This window comes from Burkholderia diffusa (assembly GCF_902499115.1).
In the GTDB taxonomy this organism is placed as follows: domain Bacteria; phylum Pseudomonadota; class Gammaproteobacteria; order Burkholderiales; family Burkholderiaceae; genus Burkholderia; species Burkholderia diffusa.
In genome coordinates this window covers 1-1,356 of sequence record NZ_CABVPN010000072.1, presented here as the reverse complement: position 1 = coordinate 1,356, position 1,356 = coordinate 1, and the positions used below count along the sequence as shown (strand labels likewise).

At 62.5% G+C, this 1,356-nt stretch carries 1 protein-coding gene; it reads right to left on the bottom strand.

Annotated elements, in window-relative coordinates:
• Window positions 1-39: 39 nt before the first annotated feature.
• Entirely contained in the window at window positions 40-1,299 is a 1,260-nt protein-coding gene (locus BTE28158_RS32245; RefSeq protein WP_151052750.1) for an IS256 family transposase, read from the bottom strand.
• Between the last annotated feature and the right edge of the window lie 57 nt (window positions 1,300-1,356).

Genomic DNA, 1,356 nt, shown 5'->3' with positions numbered 1-1,356 from the left:
GGAGGTATCCGGAATCTTGTGTGTGAGGCGGGTTAAGACTCAGATTCCGATGTTGAATCGTTCCGGGTAAAGCAGCGCAAACTGGGTCATGGCGCTCTTCCAATCGTGCCGGGAACCGGTCCACTTGGCAACGACGTTGCGCAGCGCCAGCCAGATCAGCTTGAGCGCGGCCTCATCCGACGGGAAGTGGCCGCGCGCCTTGATGATCTTCCGAAGCTGCATGTGCAGCGACTCGATCGCGTTGGTCGTATATACAATTTTTCGGATGTCAGGCGCGAAGGCGTAGAACGGAATCACCTGATCCCAGGCCCGGCGCCAGAGGGCGGCAATCGGTGGGTATTTCGTACCCCACGGGCTCGCGTCGAATGCATCCAGCGCCACGGCGGCCGCTTCGGCCGACGGTGCCCGATAGACCTCCTTGAGCGCCGCTGCGACCGATTTCCGGTCTTTCCAGCTGGCGAAGTCCAGCGAGTTCCGGATCAGATGCACGATGCAGGTCTGGACCGTCGTTTCCGGGAACACCGTATTGATCGCTTCCGGGAAGCCCTTCAGGCCATCGACCACGGCAATCAGGATGTCCTGCACGCCACGCAGCTTCAGGTCGTTCACCACCCGCAGCCAGAACTTGGCCCCCTCGGTCTGCTCGATCCAGAGGCCCAGAACGTCCCGCGTGCCGTCGCGGCGCACGCCCAGCGCCAGGTAGATCGCCTTGTTGCGCACCACGCCTTCGTCGCGGATCTTGACGCGCAAGGCGTCGAAGAACACGACCGGGTACATCGGCTCGAGCGGCCGCTGCTGCCACTCACGCACTTCGTCGATCACCGCGTCAGTGACCGTGCTGATGAAGTCCGGCGACACTTCGATGCCGTACATCTCCTGCAGGAAGCCCTGAATCTCCCGCACGCTCATGCCGCGTGCGTACATCGCGATGATCTTGTCGTCGAAGCCGGTGAAGCGTCGCTCGCCCTTGGCGATCAGCACCGGATCGAAGGTGCCTGCGCGGTCGCGCGGAATCTCGACGTCGAGCAGGTCGTCGTCGGTCGCGATGCGCTTGCGGCTGGTGCCGTTGCGATGGTTCGTGCTGCCGGAGGGCTTGGCTTCGCCCTTCTCGTAGCCGAGGTGGTGGGCCAACTCGCCGCCCAGTGCGCGCTCGAAGATCGCCTTCTTGAGCGCGGCAAGCTGCTCGTTGATCGTCGCCCGGTCCAGCGTCCCGGGCACCAGTTGCTTGATCAGTTCCGGGTCCAGGTTCAAGCCCTTGCCCGGCTCAATCGTTACTTCTTCCTTGCGTTTGCGTGGCATAAAAGTGGCTCCTTGGCCGTCAGTTTATGCCTCACACACAAAAGACTGGATAGGCTC

Excerpts from the sequence above, each read along its gene's own strand:
- BTE28158_RS32245 (WP_151052750.1), bottom strand. The coding sequence starts at position 1,299 with ATGCCACGCAAACGCAAGGAAGAAGTAACGATTGAGCCGGGCAAGGGC.